The organism is Pantoea cypripedii (assembly GCF_011395035.1).
GTDB lineage: Bacteria > Pseudomonadota > Gammaproteobacteria > Enterobacterales > Enterobacteriaceae > Pantoea > Pantoea cypripedii_A.
In genome coordinates this window covers 2,993,131-3,010,948 of sequence record NZ_CP024768.1, presented here as the reverse complement: position 1 = coordinate 3,010,948, position 17,818 = coordinate 2,993,131, and the positions used below count along the sequence as shown (strand labels likewise).

16 protein-coding genes are annotated in these 17,818 nt (G+C 55.7%); 9 read left to right on the top strand and 7 right to left on the bottom strand.

The window, feature by feature from the left end; translation table 11 throughout:
• Nucleotides 1-21: 21 nt before the first annotated feature.
• The 5 genes from CUN67_RS14005 to hisP all read left to right on the top strand — a co-directional run bounded on the left by CUN67_RS14005 (nt 22) and on the right by hisP (nt 3,903).
• The gene (locus CUN67_RS14005; protein ID WP_208715921.1) at nt 22-591 is read left to right on the top strand and encodes a UbiX family flavin prenyltransferase; all 570 of its coding nucleotides are present in this window, start codon (nt 22-24) and stop codon (nt 589-591) included.
• Between the two features lie 275 nt (nt 592-866).
• Nucleotides 867-1,649, top strand: a complete 783-nt coding sequence (argT, locus tag CUN67_RS14000) for a lysine/arginine/ornithine ABC transporter substrate-binding protein ArgT (RefSeq protein ID WP_208715920.1) — start codon at nt 867-869, stop codon at nt 1,647-1,649.
• Nucleotides 1,650-1,722: 73 nt separating this feature from the next.
• Entirely contained in the window at nt 1,723-2,409 is a 687-nt protein-coding gene (locus CUN67_RS13995; protein WP_208715919.1) for a histidine ABC transporter permease HisQ, read from the top strand.
• A complete protein-coding gene (locus tag CUN67_RS13990; protein ID WP_208715918.1) occupies nt 2,406-3,122 on the top strand; it encodes an ABC transporter permease in 717 nt (238 codons plus the stop codon). The genes CUN67_RS13995 and CUN67_RS13990 overlap by 4 nt, the downstream gene beginning before the upstream one ends.
• Nucleotides 3,123-3,129: 7 nt before the next feature.
• The gene (gene hisP, locus CUN67_RS13985) at nt 3,130-3,903 is read left to right on the top strand and encodes a histidine ABC transporter ATP-binding protein HisP (protein WP_084876139.1); all 774 of its coding nucleotides are present in this window, start codon (nt 3,130-3,132) and stop codon (nt 3,901-3,903) included.
• A gap of 67 nt (nt 3,904-3,970) precedes the next feature.
• Here the strand turns inward: hisP and CUN67_RS13980 are convergent, their stop codons facing one another.
• On the bottom strand, nt 3,971-4,864 hold the full coding sequence (locus CUN67_RS13980; protein ID WP_208715917.1) for a TIGR01777 family oxidoreductase: 894 nt from the start codon (nt 4,862-4,864) through the stop codon (nt 3,971-3,973).
• Nucleotides 4,865-5,056: 192 nt separating this feature from the next.
• Between CUN67_RS13980 and yfcF the strand changes: the two genes are divergently transcribed.
• Nucleotides 5,057-5,698: a glutathione transferase gene (gene yfcF / locus CUN67_RS13975; protein WP_208715916.1), complete on the top strand. Its 642-nt coding sequence runs from the start codon at nt 5,057-5,059 to the stop codon at nt 5,696-5,698.
• Between the two features lie 111 nt (nt 5,699-5,809).
• On the top strand, nt 5,810-6,328 hold the full coding sequence (gene yfcD / locus CUN67_RS13970) for an NUDIX hydrolase YfcD (protein ID WP_084876136.1): 519 nt from the start codon (nt 5,810-5,812) through the stop codon (nt 6,326-6,328).
• 32 nt (nt 6,329-6,360) lie between these two features.
• On the opposite strand, the gene CUN67_RS13965 is transcribed toward yfcD, so the two are convergent.
• From CUN67_RS13965 to CUN67_RS13950, 4 genes are all read right to left on the bottom strand, one after another.
• Nucleotides 6,361-7,188 carry an ABC transporter permease gene (locus CUN67_RS13965; RefSeq protein ID WP_084876135.1) on the bottom strand — a complete coding sequence of 276 codons (828 nt, stop codon included), beginning with the start codon at nt 7,186-7,188 and terminating at the stop codon, nt 6,361-6,363.
• 11 nt (nt 7,189-7,199) lie between these two features.
• Nucleotides 7,200-8,468 (bottom strand): ABC transporter permease, encoded by a 1,269-nt coding sequence (locus CUN67_RS13960; protein ID WP_208715915.1) that lies wholly within the window; start codon nt 8,466-8,468, stop codon nt 7,200-7,202.
• 123 nt (nt 8,469-8,591) lie between these two features.
• On the bottom strand, nt 8,592-9,617 hold the full coding sequence (locus CUN67_RS13955; protein ID WP_208715914.1) for an ABC transporter substrate-binding protein: 1,026 nt from the start codon (nt 9,615-9,617) through the stop codon (nt 8,592-8,594).
• 117 nt (nt 9,618-9,734) lie between these two features.
• Complete coding sequence (locus tag CUN67_RS13950; protein ID WP_208715913.1) at nt 9,735-10,994, bottom strand: 4-aminobutyrate--2-oxoglutarate transaminase; 1,260 nt, start codon at nt 10,992-10,994, stop codon at nt 9,735-9,737.
• 122 nt (nt 10,995-11,116) lie between these two features.
• Between CUN67_RS13950 and CUN67_RS13945 the strand changes: the two genes are divergently transcribed.
• Together CUN67_RS13945 and CUN67_RS13940 are read left to right on the top strand one after the other, a co-directional pair.
• Nucleotides 11,117-12,613: a PLP-dependent aminotransferase family protein gene (locus tag CUN67_RS13945; protein ID WP_208715912.1), complete on the top strand. Its 1,497-nt coding sequence runs from the start codon at nt 11,117-11,119 to the stop codon at nt 12,611-12,613.
• 276 nt (nt 12,614-12,889) lie between these two features.
• Nucleotides 12,890-13,975 (top strand): ABC transporter ATP-binding protein, encoded by a 1,086-nt coding sequence (locus CUN67_RS13940; RefSeq protein WP_208715911.1) that lies wholly within the window; start codon nt 12,890-12,892, stop codon nt 13,973-13,975.
• A 165-nt stretch (nt 13,976-14,140) separates the two neighbouring features.
• On the opposite strand, the gene pta is transcribed toward CUN67_RS13940, so the two are convergent.
• Together pta and ackA are read right to left on the bottom strand one after the other, a co-directional pair.
• The gene (gene pta, locus CUN67_RS13935; protein WP_208715910.1) at nt 14,141-16,285 is read right to left on the bottom strand and encodes a phosphate acetyltransferase; all 2,145 of its coding nucleotides are present in this window, start codon (nt 16,283-16,285) and stop codon (nt 14,141-14,143) included.
• A 70-nt stretch (nt 16,286-16,355) separates the two neighbouring features.
• Nucleotides 16,356-17,558, bottom strand: coding sequence for an acetate kinase (gene ackA / locus CUN67_RS13930; RefSeq protein ID WP_208715909.1), 1,203 nt, complete (start codon nt 17,556-17,558; stop codon nt 16,356-16,358).
• Between the last annotated feature and the right edge of the window lie 260 nt (nt 17,559-17,818).

The following is a 17,818-nucleotide window of genomic DNA, read 5'->3' as shown; positions in this document are numbered from 1 at the left end:
TACCTGCATGGCACAATAATTATGAAACGACTTATCATTGGTATTTCCGGCGCCAGCGGCGCGATCTACGGCGTGCGCCTGTTGCAGGTATTACAACCGCTGGCCGAGGTGGAAACCCATCTGGTGATGAGTCCGGCGGCACGTCAGACACTGGCGCTGGAAACCGATTTCAATCTGCGCGAGGTGCAGGCACTGGCCAATGTGGTGCATGACGTGCGCGATATTGCTGCCAGCATCTCCTCCGGTTCATTTAAGACACTTGGCATGGTGATCCTGCCCTGTTCGATGAAAACCCTGTCCGGCATTGTGCACAGTTACAGCGATAGCTTGCTGACGCGTGCTGCGGATGTGGTATTGAAAGAGCAGCGCAAACTGGTGCTGTGTGTGCGCGAAACCCCGTTGCACGTAGGCCATTTGCGTATGATGACCACGGCCGCCGAGCTGGGCGCAGTGATTATGCCGCCAGTGCCCGCGTTTTATCATCGTCCGCAAAATATTGCCGAGCTGGTGGATCAAACGGTCAATCGCGTGCTGGATCAGTTCGATATTGAGTTACCGCAGGATCTGTTCACTCGCTGGCAAGGCGCATAAATGGTGCAGAGTTGCACTGATATGGTGCAAAATAGCGCGCAGGATCACTCTTCGTGCATTTCATGCACCAAAAGTTAACAATGTCGCTTTTTCCTGCTCACCCGACTGTTATATTTTCCTCACAAACTAAGTGCTTGCGCCCCTGGTGGACGCAGTATTTAGTGCGTCTGTACAGGCTTTCGCCAATTTGCACAACTGGCATGAAACATGCAAATTAAACAGCGCAAACACATCACGCACCACATAACAAAAAGCACTTCACTTGAGGGTTACCTATGAAAAAGCGAGTTCTGGCTCTTTCTCTGATGCTGGCAATGTCCAGCGCCGCGAGCGTGTTCGCGGCGGTACCGCATACGCTGCGCATCGGGACTGACCCGACTTACCCGCCGTTTGAATCGAAAAACGCGCAAGGACAGTTAGTGGGTTTTGACATCGATCTGGCTAACGAGATCTGTAAACGCATCAAGACTAAATGTACTTATGTGGAAAGCGATTTCGATGCGCTGATCCCGTCGCTGAAAGCGAAGAAGATCGATGCCATCATCTCTTCACTCTCCATTACTGAAAAGCGTCAGGAAGAGATTGGTTTCTCTGAAAAACTCTACGCAGCAAACGCCCGTCTGGTTGCACCAAAAGGTTCCACCATTCAGCCAACCATTGAATCGCTGAAAGGCAAAAATATCGGTCTGCTGCAGGGTACCACTCAGGAAACCTATGCGAATCAATACTGGCGTCCGCAGGGTGTCACCGTTACGCCGTATGCTAACCAGGACCTGGTGTATCAGGACCTGAATGCTGGCCGTATCGATGCCGCTTTCCAGGACGAAGTACAGGCGAGCGAAGGCTTCCTGAAGCAACCGGTAGGTAAAAACTACGCCTTCGCTGGCCCGGCGGTAAAAGATGACAAAATCTTTGGCGTCGGTACCGGTATGGGCCTGCGTAAAGATGATGCGGACCTGAAAGCCGCCATCGACAAAGCCTTCGAAGCCATGCGCAAAGACGGTACTTACGATAAGATTGCGAAGAAATACTTTGATTTCAATGTGTACGGTGACTGATTATCCTGTCTACCAGACTGCCCGCTACGTGCGGGCAGTGCTTCGTTAATTTCCCCACGACAGGATCAAATTCATGTTGTATGGCTATTCTGACGTCATTCTAAAAGGCACCCTGGTTACGCTGGAACTGGCGCTCAGTTCAGTGTTGCTGGCTGTAGTGCTTGGTTTAATTGGCGCTGGCGCCAAACTTTCCCGCAATCGCCCGCTGGCGATGCTGTTTGAAGGCTACACCACGCTGATTCGCGGCGTGCCGGATCTGGTGCTGATGCTGCTGATTTTCTACGGTCTGCAGATCGCCCTGAACTCCCTGACCGATGCGATGGGCGTAGCGCAGTTTGATATCGACCCGATGGTGGCCGGTATCATCACCCTCGGCTTTATCTATGGTGCTTACTTTACTGAAACCTTCCGTGGTGCGTTTCTCGCTGTGCCGAAGGGGCAGATTGAGGCGGCAACCGCGTTTGGCTTTACCGGCGCGCAAACTTTCCGCCGTGTTCTGTTCCCGGCGATGATGCGCTTTGCGCTGCCGGGAATCGGTAATAACTGGCAGGTCATCCTCAAAGCCACCGCGCTGGTTTCGCTGCTCGGCCTTGAGGATGTGGTGAAAGCCACCCAGCTGGCGGGCAAAAGTACCTGGCAGCCGTTCTACTTTGCGATTGTTGCCGGGGTGATTTATCTGGTTTTTACCACGGTGTCGAATGGCGTGCTGTGGTGGCTTGAACGCCGCTACTCAGTCGGTGTGAAAAGGGCAGAGCTATGATCGATATTATTCACGAGTATTGGAAATCCCTGCTCTGGACCGATGGTTACCGTTTTACCGGCGTGGCTATCACCCTGTGGCTGTTGATTATTTCTGTGGCCATTGGCGGCTGTCTGGCGGTGTTGCTGTCGATTGCCCGCGTCTCACCCAATCGCTTTATCTCCACCCCGGTATGGTTGTTCACCTACGTATTCCGTGGTACGCCGTTATATGTGCAGCTGCTGGTGTTCTATTCCGGCATGTACACGCTGGAAGTGGTGAAAGGCTCCGAGTTACTGAACGCCTTCTTCCGCAGCGGACTTAACTGTACTCTGCTGGCGTTTACTCTGAACACCTGCGCCTATACCACTGAGATGTTTGCCGGGGCCATTCGCGCCGTACCACACGGTGAAATCGAAGCGGCACGCGCCTATGGATTCTCAACCTTTAAATTGTATCGTTGCATCATTCTGCCTTCGGCGCTGCGTACCGCGCTGCCTGCCTATAGCAATGAAGTGATCCTGATGCTGCACTCCACCGCGCTGGCGTTTACCGCCACAGTGCCAGACCTGCTGAAAGTGGCGCGTGATATCAACTCCGCTACCTATCAGCCGTTTGTCGCTTTTGGTATTGCTGCAGTGCTGTACCTGATTATCTCTTACGTGTTGATTAGCCTGTTCCGCATGGCGGAGCGTCGCTGGCTGGCCCACGTGAAACCTTCTTCATCGCATTGAGTAACCTATGGCTGAAAATAAATTAAGCGTTACCGAACTGCACAAGCGTTACGGTGAACATGAAGTCCTGAAAGGCGTGTCATTACAGGCGGATGCCGGTGACGTTATTAGTATCATTGGCTCGTCCGGTTCCGGGAAAAGTACCTTTCTGCGCTGCATTAACTTCCTCGAAAAGCCGAGTGAAGGCACCATCGCAGTCAACAATGAGCAGATCAACCTGGTGCGCGACACCGATGGTCAGCTGAAGGTATCGAATAAGGAGCAGCTGCGTTCGCTGCGTACCCGTCTCACTATGGTGTTCCAGCACTTCAACCTGTGGAGCCATATGACGGTGCTGGAGAACGTGATGGAAGCGCCGATTCAGGTGCTTGGCCTGAGCAAAACCGAAGCACGCGAACGGGCTATTAAGTATCTCGATAAAGTCGGGATCGATGAACGTGCCCGGGCCAAATATCCGGTGCATCTGTCCGGTGGTCAGCAGCAGCGTGTCTCTATCGCCCGTGCGCTGGCGATGGAACCGGAAGTGCTGTTATTTGATGAACCGACTTCCGCACTCGATCCGGAACTGGTCGGTGAAGTGCTGCGTATCATGCAGAAACTGGCTGAAGAGGGCAAAACCATGGTGGTGGTGACCCACGAAATGGAGTTTGCCCGCCACGTCTCCAGCCATGTGATTTTCCTGCATCAGGGGAAAATTGAAGAGCAGGGTGCACCCGATGAAGTGTTCAACAACCCGAAAAGCCCGCGCTTGCAGCAGTTCCTGAAAGGCTCGCTGAAATAACCCGTGGTCACCAGGTCGCCATGAATGGCGACCCTACGCGTAGGGTGCACATTCATGTGCACCTGGTTTAAGCCGCAGTATCCTGTAACGCCTCCTGCAAGTCATACCAGCGAAAACCAAATCCTGACTCCTCCAGCCGTTTCGGCAGCACATGCTGGCCGCCCAGCACCAGCACGGCGGATTCGCCCATCATTAGCCTGATCGCGCTGGCGGGGGTACGCATAAAGGCCGGACGATGCATCACCTGGCCGAGTGTGGCAGCAAATTGCTCGTTACGTACCGCATAGGGTGACACCAGATTGAATGGTCCCTGTAACGGATTATCAATCAGCCACCAGATAGCATTCACCAGATCGTCAATATGAATCCACGGCAGATACTGTTTGCCGCTACCGATGGGGCCGCCGACCCCGAGTCTGAACGGCAGCTTCATTTTCGCCAGCGCGCCGCCTTCTTTCGCCAGCACCACGCCGGTGCGCAGCAGGCACACCCGGGTGCGCTCGCTTTGTGCTGCCAGCGCCAGCTGTTCCCAGCGGGCACACAGCGTATGGGTAAATTCTTCATGACCGGGATCGTCTTCGGTCAACACCAAATCACCGGTATCGCCATAGAAACCGGTGGCGGAACCGGATATCAAAAATTTCGGTGGCTGGCTGCTGGCATTGATCAACGACACCAGCCGCTCGGTGATCTGCCAGCGACTTTCGCACAGCAGCTGCTTCTGTTCTGCTGTCCAGCGTTTGTCGGCGATAGGTTCACCGGCAAGGTTAATCACCCCATCGACACCATTGAGGTCCTGCTGCTGCGCAAGGCCAGACCAGCACGCAACGCGTGGATCCAGCTTCTCGCGTGCTGCTGCTACGTCACGCGTCACCACGCTCACCTGTTGACCAAGTTGTAACAGGCGCGGGATCAGATGGCGGCCAATCAAACCGGTGCCGCCGGTAATAAGCAGATGCATGTTGAGCCTCCTTGTGCTTGTTATGTGCTCAGTTTCAGCATAGAAGAGAAGCGTGCGGCTGGCGTGACCGCGCCGACGCTTACGATGAAAAAACCGTAGTCTGCGCTGGTCTTACCGGTTCAGATCCACATTGCCTTACTAAATAAAAATCGGTAAACATGAAGCACTCCAGATGCACATCCGAGGCAGCCGATGAATTACCCGAACATGACGTTGTGGTCCGATGCTTCATTCTTCAGCCCTTATGCTATGTCGGTCTATGTGGCACTGACCGAAAAGGGCATTCCCTTTACCCTGAAACGTGTTGATCTGTCGCGCGATGCGCAATGGGATGATGATTATCGTGCGCTGTCGCTCACCTGTCGGGTGCCGACGTTGCAAATTGATGATTTTATCCTTAATGAATCTTCAGCCATTGCCGAATATCTTGAGGAGCGCTTTCCGGCACCGGAGTATGAACGTCTGTACCCCCGCGACCGGGAAAAGCGCGCCCATGCCCGTGAAATTCAGGCATGGCTGCGCAGCGACCTGATGCCGCTACGTCAGGAGCGCCCAACCGAAGTGTTGTTTGCCGGTGAACGTTTTGCGCCGCTCAGCCCCGCAGGCGAACAGGCGGCACAGAAGCTGATTACGGCGGTGCTGCGGCTGTTGCCGGATGGGCAGCAGAACCTGTTTGGTGAATGGTCGATTGCGGATACCGATTTGGCGGTGATGATTAATCGTCTGGCGTTACACGGTGATGCGCTACCGGTGAAGCTACAGCATTACGCCGAGTTCCAGTGGCAGCGGGCGTCAGTGCAGCTGTGGCTGACAGAATCGGGCAAACAACGCTGAGCACGAAGAGGTCTTGCGGTGGGGAAAAGAACCCTTTACCTTACCGCACACTCTAATAAAGAACAGTAAACAGGCGCGTGCCCGGCACGCCTAAACAGAAAAGGGTTACGGATGGTGGATCAACCTGCAGATAGCGGTATCGAATGGGTAGATATCGTTAACGAAGAGAATGAAGTGATTGCGCAGGCCAGTCGCGCGCAGATGCGTGCGCAGTGTTTGCGTCATCGCGCCACCTACATCGTGGTGCATGACGGCATGGGTAAGATTCTGGTGCAGCGTCGTACCGAAATCAAAGACTTCATGCCCGGTATGCTCGATGCGACCGCAGGTGGCGTGGTGCAGAGCGGTGAAGACATGCTGGAATCAGCGCGTCGTGAAGCGGAAGAAGAACTGGGTATCGCCGCGGTGCCGTTTGCTGAGCATGGAAAATTCTACTTCGAAGATGAACATTGCCGCGTCTGGGGCGGTTTGTTCAGCTGCGTATCGCACGGTCCTTTTGCGATGCAGGAAGAAGAGGTGGATGAGGTCTTCTGGATGACGCCGGAAGAGATCACTGCCCGCTGTGATGAGTTCACTGATGATTCACTGAAAGCCTTATCGTTATGGCTGAGTCGCAATAGCGAATCATAAAAGTAAAGGCACCGCTTGCGGTGCCTTTTGTCTTAATGGGCGGGATGCGACTGACGCATGCGCTCACCACGCCGCCGCAGTATCTCCATCACAATCAGCAGCACCAGCGAAGCCGCAATCATCAGCGTTGCCGCTGCTGCAATGGTGGGATCGAGGTTTTCGCGAATCCCGGCGAACATCTGAATTGGCAGGGTGCGCTGGCTTGGGCTGGCGAGAAACAAGGTCACCACCACTTCATCAAATGAAGCAGCAAAGGCAAACAGCGCGCCAGAGAACACCCCCGGAGCGATGAGCGGCAGGGTGATTTTGCGAAAGGTCAGCAGCGGTGACGCGCCGAGGCTGGCCGCCGCGCGTGACAGGTTAGTGTCATAGCTTTTCAGCACCGCAACCACGGTAATCACGACAAAGGGTACGCCAAGCAGCGTATGCGCCAGCACCAGTCCCAGATAGCTGTTCAGCAGCGATAAACGGGCGAAGAAGAAAAACATCCCCACCGCGATGATCACCACCGGCGCGACCATCGGCGAAATGATAATCGCCATCACGATGCCTTTGCCGCGAAATTCGCCGCGTACCAGCCCCATGGACGCCAGCACCCCAAGAATGGTGGCGAGCAGGGTCGCCAGCGGCGCAATCAGCAAACTGTTCCCCAGCGCGCCCAGCCACTCCTGAGAATGAAAGAAGGTTTGATACCAGCGTAGCGAAAAACCGCTCAGTGGGTAGCTGAGGAATGAGCTGGAGTTAAACGACAGTGGCACGATCACCAGAATCGGCAGAATTAAAAACAGCAGCACCGCCGCGCCATAGAAGTTGAAGAACGCGCCCCACAGGCGCAGCAGGGTGGAACCTTGTTGTCTCATTTCTTCGCTCCTTAGCGCGCCGCCGCTTCTGCGGAGGTACGGGTGACACGGATATAAACGATGTACAGCAACATCACGATAATCAGCAGCTGGCTGCCCAGGGCGGCGGCCATGCCCCAGTTCATGGTGCTGTTGGTGAAGAAGGCCACAAAGTAGCTGACCATCTGGTCATCCGGGCCACCGAGCAGCGCCGGGGTGACGTAATAACCAATCGCCATCATAAACACCAGCAGCGCACCGGCCGTGATGCCCGCGAAGGTTTGCGGCACATAGACGCGCCAGAAGGCGAGGAACGGATGCGCTCCGAGCGAGATAGCTGCACGCATATAGCTGGGGGAAATGCCTTTCATCACCGCGTACAGCGGCAGCACGATAAACGGCAACAGAATATGGGTCATCGAGATATAGACGCCAAGGCGGTTAAACACCAGCGTCAGTGGATGGTCGATGATACCGATGCCCATCAGCGCCCGGTTAATCAGACCGCCTGATTGCAGCAGCACAATCCAGCTGGCGGTACGCACAATTAATGAGGTCCAGAACGGCAGCAGCACCAGAATCATCAGCAGATTGGCGCGGCCAGAAGGCTGTTTCGCCAGCCAGTACGCCAGCGGATAACCAATACCGACGCACAGCAGCGTCACCACCGTCGCCATCCATAAGGTCCGCAGCAGCACATTCACGTACAGCGCCTGGTCAGCAGGCTGGCTGACGATGTCACCGGTTTTGGCATCGACTTTACGGTCAAACACCGACAATAAGTAGAGACTGGTCAGTGGCTTCGCGGCACGTTGCAGCGTGCGCCAGGTCGTTAGATCGCCCCACAGTGGCTGTTTGGCGATCAGGGTGTTTTTCACATCCACGCCGTCGGCAGGGGCCTGACGCGGCACGGCGAGGATCAGGCGACGGTAGCTGGCATCTTCGTAGCTGAGACGTTTTGCCACGCTGGAGATTTGTCCCTGATCGCGGGCGGCAATCAACTCTTTCGCCAGCAGCGCATAGACACGCTCATCCGGCAGCGCCTCGCCAGACCACTGCTGCAACGCTTTGCTGGTTTGTGGCAGCGCTTCCGGCAGCTCCGGGTTATTGATGCTCATGCTCAGGATCGAGCCAATCGGGAACAGAAAGCAGACCACCACGAACACCAGCAAGGGTGCAATCAGCAGCAGCGAACGTCGCGTCTTTGCAAACTCGCTGCGTTGCAGGCGCTGGCGCAGCGTCGGGACGCGCGGGTTGGGCACTGATTGTGCTGGGGGATCCAAAACGGGATTTTGGCTCATGGCCGGACTCCTTACTGATATTTCTGCGATTCGTAGCGGCGCGATTTATCGCGCGGTCTTCAGACATAAAACCTGCGCGATAAATCGCGCCGCTACAGAACGTGCCCTTGCAGGCCGGGAGTGTTACTTCGCGGCCCAGCTGTTAAAGCGCTGTTCCAGTTCTTCACCATGTTCGAGCCAGAAATTGGCATCCACCTGCACCGATTTCGCCAGGTTATCCGGCGAGGTAGGCAGCTGCTTCAGGCGTTCAGGTGCCAGCAGGGAACCGGCCTTGATATTGGTCGGGCCGTAAGGAATATTTTCGGCGTAGACTTTCTGATTTTCTGGCTGGTTAGCGAAGGCGATAAACTGTTCTGCCAGGGCTTTATGTTTCGAGCCTTTGACGATGGCCCAGTTATCCAGGTCATACAGGCCGCCGTCCCAGACGATTTTGAAGTTGTGGCCTTCCGCCTGAGCGGTGCCGACACGGCCGTTGTACGCCGATGCCATTACCACGTCACCCGATACCAGCCACTGCAGCGGCTGTGCGCCGGATTCCCACCACTGGATATTCGGTTTCAGCTCATCCAGCTTTTTGAAGGCGCGATCAACACCGGCCGGGGTCGCCAGCACTTTGTAGACATCTTCACGTTTTACGCCATCCGCCATCAGCGCGATTTCGAGGGTATATTTGGCGCTCTTACGCAGCGCGCGTTTACCTGGGAATTTCTTCACATCCCAGAAATCGGCCCAGCTGGTGGGGGCAGTTTTCAGTTTGTCGGCGTCATAGGTCAGCACGGTAGACCAGACAAAAATCCCGGCACCACATTCGCTGACGCTGCCAGGAATGAAATCACTTTTGTTGCCCAGCTTGCTCCAGTCGAGCGTCTCGAACAGACCTTCATCGCAGCCACGCAGCAGTTCCGGGGTTTCCAGCTCAACCACATCCCAGCCTACCTGTTTGGTTTCCACCATGGCACGGATGCGCGCCATTTCGCCGTTGTATTCGCCCGCGTCGATGGTGCCTTTCCCGGCTGCGGTAAAGGGTTTATAGAATGCTTTGTCCTGGGCGTCTTTATTGGTGCCACCAAAAGAGATCACAGTCAGGGTTTCTGCCTGTGCTTGCAGTGCTATGGTAGCGAAAATGAGTACAGCTAACTTTTTAACCATCCCACAACTCCTGAATTATTATTGATGTGCAGGCGAACCTGCGTGGTGTTTGCAATGCAGCTTTTATGCCAGGTACCGATGCATAGCGGGAACGGCGCTATGCATCGGCGGAGAGACTTAGTGTTGCGCCAGAATGCCGGACAGCAGTTGCAATGCGCTGTTGAACTGCGCATCCGGAATGGTGAGCGGGTAAAGGAAGCGGATCACGTTACCGTGTACGCCACAGGTCAGCAGAATCAGCCCCTGTGCCAGAGCCTGCTGCTGAATGGCGCGGGCGATATCGGCAGACGGTTTGCCTGCGGCATCATTAAACTCAGCCGCAATCATCGAACCGCGACCGCGCACGTCAGCCAGTGAACGACACCCGGCACCCTGCAGGGTTTCACTCAATTTTGCGCCGAGCTGGTTCGCTCGCTGACACAGTTGTTCTTCGTCGATCACGTCGAGCACCGCGTGGGCCGCAGCAATTGCTGGCGGGCTACCGGCGTAGGTGCCTCCGAGGCCGCCCGGTTGCGGTGCATCCATCACCTCAGCGCGCCCGGACACCGCTGACAACGGCATGCCGCCCGCCAGGCTTTTCGCCATGGTGATCAGGTCAGGCTTCACGTCGTAATATTCGCTGGCAAACAGCTTACCGGTACGGGCAAAACCACTCTGAATCTCGTCGGCAATCAGCAATATGCCGTGCTGGTCGCACAGCTTACGCAACGCAGTGACGAATTCCGGGGGGGCGACGTTGAAGCCACCTTCACCCTGGATCGGCTCGAAAATAATCGCCGCAACCTGTTGCGGGCTGATATCGCAACGGAAAATTGACTCGATACTTTCCAGTGCTGCTGCCACGCTGTGGCCATGCAGCGCATTGGGGTAGCGGGCATGAAATACTGAACTGGCGAACGGACCAAAGCCGGTCTTGTAGGGGACCACTTTGCCGGTCAGCGTCATGGTCATATGGGTGCGGCCATGAAACGCGCCGGTGAAGGCGATGATGCCGGGACGACCGGTCGCTGCGCGGGCAATTTTCACCGCATTTTCCACCGCTTCGGCACCGGTGGAGAAGAAGGTGGTTTTGGCCGGGCCGGTAACCGGTACGCGCTCATTCAGGCGCTCGGCCAGGCTGATGTAATTCTCGTAAGGGATCACCTGGAACGCGGTGTGGGTGAAGCAATCCAGCTGCTGTTTCACCGCAGTCATCACTTTCGGGTGACGGTGGCCGGTGTTCAGCACCGCGATACCGGCGCTGAAATCGGTGTATTCACGGCCCTGATGATCCCAGAGCGTGGCGTTTTCCGCTTTCACGGCATAGAAATCGCACATCACACCGACACCGCGTGGGGTGGCGTTTAAACGACGTGCCTGTAATTCGCTGTTACTCATAGCTCAACCTCATCATGTGATTCGCCGGCTGACTTCACGCCGGAAAACTGCCCTGCTTGCTTTTTAGCGTTTTCAGGGTTTTATAATCCAGAGCCAGTTTTTTTTATTTTGAGGTACCAATTTTGCGCAGCTTACTGGGTGACCTGCTGTTTCAGCGTTTAAATCAGCTTGCCGGCGGTTCGTTGGCGAAGCGCCTGTACGACGTGTTGCAGGGAGCGATTCAGGAAGGTGCCATTGCCACCGGCGTGCGGCTGCCCGCCAGCCGTGACCTGGCGCGTGAACTTTCCGTGTCGCGTAATACCGTGCTGGCGGCCTACGAAAAACTGCAATCGGAAGGCTATCTGGAAACCCGCACCGGAAGTGGTACCTTCGTCTGCCTGGTGCTGCCGGAAGAAAGCCCGGAAGTGGCTCCGACGCCGACGCCGCGGGCACGTGGTATGAATACTATCCGCCTGTCACGACGTGGGGCGCGTCTGCTGTCACAAAGTGGCGCCGGGGCGTTTCAGTGGGGCGCGTTTATGCCGGGCGTACCGGATGTGAGTTACATGCCGCACGATATCTGGCGCAAAATCCAGCTGCGCATCAGCCGTCGCCTGCCGGTGGAATCCCTGAGTTATGCCAACCACGGCGGATGTGTCGAGCTGCAACAGGCGCTGGCCGAGTATCTGCGGGTTATCCGTTCGGTCAACTGCACGGCAGAGCAGGTGCTGGTGACAGCGGGCACCCATCAGTCACTCGATTTACTGGCGAAAATGCTGTGCGATCCGGGTGATAGCGCGCTGGTGGAGGAACCGGGTTACTGGGGCATCCGCAATGTGCTGGCGGTCAATGGTATCGACCTGATCCCCACCGAGGTGGACGACCAGGGGCTGGTGCTGCCCGCAGAGCAGAGCGACCGTCCCGCGCCGCGCCTGATTTGTGTCACCCCCTCGCATCAGTACCCGCTGGGTGCAGTGATGAGCCTGCAACGCCGCCATGAGCTGCTAAACCGCGCCAAAAGTACCGGTAGCTGGGTGGTTGAGGATGATTACGACGGTGAGTTTCGCTTTGCCGGTAGCCCGATTCCGGCGCTCCAGGGGTTGTCGCCCGATGCGCCGGTGATTTATCTCGGCACCTTCAGCAAGACGCTCTATCCGGGCATTCGCCTGAGTTACATGGTGGTGCCAAAACCTCTGGCGACACGCATGAAAATGGCCCATTCGGAACTTTATCGTGGCGGGTATGGCCTGGTGCAGCTGACGCTGGCGGAGTTTATTCGTGAAGGGCACTACGCGGCCCATGTGCGGCGGATGCGGCAGATTTACAGCCGTCGCCGTGCTGCGCTGGTGGCGCTGATTACCGACACCCTCGGCGCGTCCTGGGTGGTGCATCACAGCAATGCCGGGCTGCACCTGATTCTCGGCCTGCCGGAAAGCATCGACGATGTGGCTTTCAGCGCTGAACTGGAGCAGAACGGCGTGCTGACACGTCCGCTCTCCTCGTACTACCAGCGCGGGACCTTGCGTCGTGGCCTGCTGCTGGGCTATGCCTGCGTTGACGAAGCGCAGATGGCCACCGCCTTCGCGCCGATTCTGCAACGCCTGCAACACCATCTCAACACCACACCGGTTCCGATGTGACCGACGCTGCCCTGTCCCGGTGCAGGGCACGTAATCAGTGCATTAGCGGTATTATTAACATTTTGATAACGTTAATTTTTAAAAGACAATAGAAATCAATAGCCTGCGATTTTTGATTCAGGCTAACTTTGTATTCAAATTGTCAAATTTCTCTTGTGTTCCTGAAATGCGTTGTGGTAGTGCTAAAAAAAGAGCCGCCAGTATGCGCATGTCAGACATGTCGATGCAGGAATCGTGCCTGGATTACTTTTCCTTCACGCTTTACGAGAGAACGTCATGAGAAATTTCGTTAGTTTCAGGAACATAAAAAAGAGTTACGACGGCGATAAGCTGGTAGTACGTAACCTCAATCTTGACGTGGAGGAAGGGGAGTTTCTCACGCTGCTTGGTCCATCCGGTTCAGGTAAAACCACCAGTCTGATGATGCTGGCGGGCTTTGAAACGCCAACCGATGGTGAGATTTTATTGCGGGATAAACCGCTGCATACCTTGCCGCCACACCAGCGCGATATCGGCATGGTGTTCCAGAACTATGCGCTGTTTCCCCATATGACGGTGGCGGAAAACCTCGCCTTTCCGCTGTCGATTCGCCGCATGAACAAAGCTGACATCAAATCCCGCGTCGATCGCATTCTGGACATGATCAAACTGACGTCGCTGGCGGATCGCTACCCGGCACAAATGTCCGGTGGGCAACAGCAACGTGTGGCCCTGGCGCGTGCGCTGGTGTTTGAACCGAAGCTGGTGTTGATGGATGAACCGCTCGGTGCGCTGGATAAGCAGCTGCGTGAACATATGCAGATGGAAATCAAACAGTTACACGATATGCTGGGTCTGACGATCGTCTATGTTACGCACGATCAGAGCGAAGCGATGACCATGTCCGATCGGGTCGCGGTCTTCAACGATGGCATGATCCAGCAGATGGACAGCCCGGATAAACTTTACGAGCAGCCGGAGAATGCGTTTGTCGCGCAATTTATCGGTGAAAACAACAGCTTACTGGCGACTCAGGTGACGCAGAACGGTGATTTTTATCAGGTGAAACTGGATGATGGTACGCAGCTTGATGCGCTGAAAGTCCGTCCCAGCTCACCGGGCAAAAAGATCCAGCTCAGCATTCGCCCTGAGCGTGTCAACGTCAATGCGCCGGAGCAGGGCGATCAGATCGTGCAGGCGCAGATCCAGCAATTTATTTATCTCGGCGATCATGTGCGTATGCTGACCAGCGTGGCGGGGCAGGAGAACTTTATGGTGAAACTGTCGCCGTCGAAGATGGACAAAAGCTGGCAGCCGGGCGCGCAGGTCACCCTGTCATGGCAGCCGCAGCATCTGCGTGCGCTGGATGTGATGTTGCAGTAAAGCCTGGCGAGCCAGGCTTTACCCGGAGCGGCGCGATTTATCGCGCGGGTTTTATCCCGGCGTGCTGCTAAAGACGCGCGATAAATCGCGCCGCTACGATAGTTGCACGTATTTATCGCACAAAAAAGGCGTCCCGCAGGACGCCTTATCCGTATTTAACGACCGTTAGCCTTCAGCCTGCTGAGACTGAATCGCTGTCAGGGCGATGGTGTAGACGATATCATCCACCAGCGCGCCGCGTGACAGGTCGTTGACCGGCTTACGCATACCCTGCAACATCGGCCCGATGGAGATCAGGTCTGCTGAGCGCTGTACCGCTTTGTAGGTGGTGTTACCGGTGTTCAGGTCAGGGAAGATAAACACGGTAGCACGGCCCGCAACCTGCGAGTTCGGCGCTTTAGATTTTGCCACGTCTTCCATGATCGCGGCGTCATACTGCAACGGACCGTCGATCACCAGATCCGGGCGTTTTTCCTGCGCAATACGCGTGGCTTCACGGACTTTTTCCACGTCGCTACCGGCACCGGAATTACCGGTGGAGTAGGAGATCATCGCCACGCGCGGATCGATACCGAAGGCTTTGGCAGAATCGGCAGACTGGATAGCGATTTCGGCCAGCTGTTCCGGGTTCGGGTCCGGGTTGATGGCGCAGTCGCCATACACCAGCACCTGCTCCGGCAGCAGCATAAAGAACACAGATGAAACCAGCGAGCTGTTCGGCGCAGTTTTGATCAGCTGTAACGGCGGACGAATGGTATTGGCGGTGGTATGAACGGCACCCGATACCAGACCGTCAACTTCGCCACTTTCCAGCATCATGGTGCCGAGCACCACGTTGTCTTCCAGCTGCTCCTGCGCAACCACTTCGGTCATGCCTTTGCTCTTACGCAGTTCAACCAGACGCGGCACATAGTTCTCACGTACCACTTCCGGATCGACAATGACGATGCCTTTGCCCAGTTCCACGCCCTGAGCCGCAGCCACACGCTGGATCTCATCCGGGTTACCCAGCAGCACACAGGTGGCGATACCACGTTCGGCACAGATGGCGGCCGCTTTCACGGTACGCGGCTCGTCGCCTTCCGGCAGGACGATACGCTTGCCCGCTTTGCGCGCCAGCTCAGTCAGCTGGTAGCGGAAGGCTGGCGGTGACAGACGACGGCTGCGCTCGGAAGTGGCGGTCAGCGATTCGATCCAGTCGTCATTGATGTAGCTGGCAACGTATTCCTGCACTTTTTCAATACGCTGGGTATCGTCAGCCGGGACTTCGAGGTTGAAGCTTTGCAGGCTGAGTGAAGTCTGCCAGGTGTTGGTTTTCACCATAAATACCGGCAGGCCGGTCTGGAAGGCGCGCTCGCACAGACGACCGATACGCTCATCAATCTCGTATCCACCGGTCAGCAGAATGGCACCGATTTCCACACCATTCATCGCGGCCAGACAGGCTGCCAGCAACACGTCAGGACGGTCTGCTGAGGTCACCAGCAGAGAACCCGGACGGAAGTGCTCCAGCATGTGCGGAATGCTACGGGCACAGAAGGTGACAGATTTCACCCGGCGCGTCTGGATTTCACCTTCGTTGATGATGTCGGCGTTCAGGTGGCGGCACATATCAATCGCACGGGTGGCGATCAGATCAAAGCTCCACGGCACACAACCCAGCACCGGCAGCGGGCTGTTGGTGAACAGCGTTTTCGGGTCGATGTTGGCGATGCTGGCTTTGGAAGAGTCATCAAAAATCTCTGACAAATCCGGACGCGTGCGTCCCTGTTCATCCACCGGTGCATTCAGTTTGTTGATGATCACGCCGGTGATATTTTTGTTCTTGCTGCCGCCAAAGCTGCTTTGCGTCAGTTCGATACGTTCTTTCAGCTGGGCCGGAGAGTCATTACCCAGCGCGGTGACGAAGACGATTTCGGCGTTCAGGGTTTTGGCAATTTCATAGTTCAATGCGGAAGCAAACTGGTGTTTGCGCGTCGGCACCAGACCTTCCACCAGTACCACTTCGGCATCTTTGGTGTTTTCGTGGTAGCGGGCGATGATCTCTTCCATCAGCACGTCCTGCTGGTTGGAACCCAGCAGCGACTCAACACGCGACATCAGCAGCGGTTCAGCGGCTGGGATCGTGGAGTTCTTACGGATGATGGTGGTGGTCTGGTCCGGTTTGTCGCCGCCAGTGCGTGGCTGCGCAATCGGTTTGAATACGCTCAGGCGCACGCCTTTGCGTTCCATCGCACGGATCACGCCAAGACTGACGCTGGTCAGGCCGACGCTGGTGCCGGTTGGAATGAGCATAATTGTACGTGACACTTTATAACCTCTCAGGTGTTGCAGGGTGTCAAAAACAACTCCGTCAGCCTGAGCTGACGGAGAGAAGCATTTACGCGGTGAGACGCGCGGCGTCCTGGGCGATAACCAACTCTTCGTTGGTGGGGATCACCACCGCCGGGCGGGTGCCTTCTTTATTAATGAAGCCGGATTTACCGAAGCGCGCCGCCAGGTTGCGTTCGTGGTCCACTTCAAAGCCCAGCAGGCCCAGTTTTTGCAGCGACAGCTCACGCACCATCGCGGCATTTTCACCGATACCACCGGTGAAGACGACCGCGTCCAGGCGGCCTTCCATCAGCGAGGTGTAGCCGCCGATGTACTTCGCCAGGCGATGGCAGAACACGTCCATGGCGCGTTTGGCATCGGCTTTGGTGGTGTAGTTGTCTTCTACGTAGCGGCAGTCGCTGGTGACTTCAGTCAGACCCAGCAGGCCAGACTCTTTGGTCAGCAGTTTGTTGATCGCATCAACGCTCATGCCGAGGGTGTCATGCAGGAAGAAAACGATGGCCGGATCGATGTCACCGCTGCGGGTACCCATTACCAGACCTTCCAGCGGCGTCAGACCCATTGAGGTATCGACACAGACGCCGTTACGAATAGCGGAAACAGAACCGCCGTTGCCGAGGTGGCACGTGATCACGTTCAGTTGTTCTACCGGTTTACCCAGCATTTTTGCTGCTTCCTGGGTGACATAGTAGTGGCTGGTACCGTGGGCACCATAACGACGCACGCCGTGTTCTTTATACAATTTGTACGGCAGAGCGTAGAGATACGATTCTTCAGGCATTGTCTGATGGAATGCAGTATCAAAAACCGCCACATTCTTATCTGAAAGGTGCGGGAAATTTTTCATTGCTTCGTCGATACCGATCAGATGTGCCGGATTATGCAGCGGAGCAAATGAAGAGGCATCTTTAATGCCCTGGATAACGGACTCATCAATCACCACAGATTTCGTCAGCTGTTCGCCGCCATGAACGATACGATGGCCGATTGCAGCGATTTGTGCCGAAAGCTCTGGTTTTTGTGCCAGAATAGTTTTAACAATGAAGTTGAGGGCTTCGCTGTGCGCTGCGCCCGCGCCCAGAGGGGCTTCCTGTTTGCTACCCTCGAGTTTCCATTTAATACGCGCTTCAGGCAGGTGGAAGCATTCAGCCAGACCGGAGAGGAATTCGTCGCCGTTGGCGGGGTTGAGGATGGCAAACTTGAGTGAAGAGCTGCCGCAGTTCAGAACCAGAACTAACTTCGTCGACATGGAAGTACCTATTGGTTAAATAGTGGCGAGAAATAACGCAATCAGACTAACAGCGTAGTTCATGAAAGCTGGTAAATTAATGATTAACATCATGCGGTAGTCAAAAAGAGACCGATCCGCAAAAAAATTTTGGTAATTTTACGCGATTTTTTTAAATCGGCTTAGCGAAACATGGCTCTAAACCGCGCTTTTATTGAGCAGAAGCTTCCGGTAATGTTGCTGAAACGGCGTCAGAATACCCAGTGTCACCCTTAAAGACA

What these genes read in the sequence shown, in the direction of transcription:
- CUN67_RS14005 (WP_208715921.1), top strand. Translation starts at nt 22, where the DNA reads ATGAAACGACTTATCATTGGTATTTCCGGCGCCAGCGGCGCGATCTAC.
- argT (WP_208715920.1), top strand. Translation starts at nt 867, where the DNA reads ATGAAAAAGCGAGTTCTGGCTCTTTCTCTGATGCTGGCAATGTCCAGC.
- CUN67_RS13995 (WP_208715919.1), top strand. Translation starts at nt 1,723, where the DNA reads ATGTTGTATGGCTATTCTGACGTCATTCTAAAAGGCACCCTGGTTACG.
- CUN67_RS13990 (WP_208715918.1), top strand. Translation starts at nt 2,406, where the DNA reads ATGATCGATATTATTCACGAGTATTGGAAATCCCTGCTCTGGACCGAT.
- hisP (WP_084876139.1), top strand. Translation starts at nt 3,130, where the DNA reads ATGGCTGAAAATAAATTAAGCGTTACCGAACTGCACAAGCGTTACGGT.
- CUN67_RS13980 (WP_208715917.1), bottom strand. Translation starts at nt 4,864, where the DNA reads ATGCATCTGCTTATTACCGGCGGCACCGGTTTGATTGGCCGCCATCTG.
- yfcF (WP_208715916.1), top strand. Translation starts at nt 5,057, where the DNA reads ATGAATTACCCGAACATGACGTTGTGGTCCGATGCTTCATTCTTCAGC.
- yfcD (WP_084876136.1), top strand. Translation starts at nt 5,810, where the DNA reads ATGGTGGATCAACCTGCAGATAGCGGTATCGAATGGGTAGATATCGTT.
- CUN67_RS13965 (WP_084876135.1), bottom strand. Translation starts at nt 7,188, where the DNA reads ATGAGACAACAAGGTTCCACCCTGCTGCGCCTGTGGGGCGCGTTCTTC.
- CUN67_RS13960 (WP_208715915.1), bottom strand. Translation starts at nt 8,468, where the DNA reads ATGAGCCAAAATCCCGTTTTGGATCCCCCAGCACAATCAGTGCCCAAC.
- CUN67_RS13955 (WP_208715914.1), bottom strand. Translation starts at nt 9,617, where the DNA reads ATGGTTAAAAAGTTAGCTGTACTCATTTTCGCTACCATAGCACTGCAA.
- CUN67_RS13950 (WP_208715913.1), bottom strand. Translation starts at nt 10,994, where the DNA reads ATGAGTAACAGCGAATTACAGGCACGTCGTTTAAACGCCACCCCACGC.
- CUN67_RS13940 (WP_208715911.1), top strand. Translation starts at nt 12,890, where the DNA reads ATGAGAAATTTCGTTAGTTTCAGGAACATAAAAAAGAGTTACGACGGC.
- ackA (WP_208715909.1), bottom strand. Translation starts at nt 17,558, where the DNA reads ATGTCGACGAAGTTAGTTCTGGTTCTGAACTGCGGCAGCTCTTCACTC.